The following is a 300-nucleotide window of genomic DNA, read 5'->3' on the forward strand; positions in this document are numbered from 1 at the left end:
GGTGCCGCTGGGCAGCGTGGTCGAGATGGTCCCGAGCTTTGGCCCGGATCCGGTGGTCCGCTACAACGGCTACCCCGCGGCGGACGTCACCGCCACGCCCTTCAGCACCGATGTCAGCGCCGCCGCCGCCGTGCAGATGGCGCGCGCCACCGCAGACCAGGTGCTGCCGCGCGGCATGACCATGGAGTTCACCGGACTGACCTTCCAGCAGGTCAACCAGGGCATCGCACAGTTCCTGGTGCTGCCGCTCTGCGTGCTGCTGGTCTACCTGGTGCTGGCCGCCCTGTACGAGGGCTGGAG

1 protein-coding gene is annotated in these 300 nt (G+C 69.7%); it reads left to right on the top strand.

The window, feature by feature from the left end; genetic code table 11:
* On the top strand, nt 1-300 hold a 300-nt coding region (locus tag FLQ44_RS17860), incomplete at both ends, for an efflux RND transporter permease subunit (RefSeq protein ID WP_147695469.1).

The sequence above is a fragment of the Vogesella mureinivorans genome (assembly GCF_007644035.1).
GTDB lineage: Bacteria > Pseudomonadota > Gammaproteobacteria > Burkholderiales > Chromobacteriaceae > Vogesella > Vogesella mureinivorans.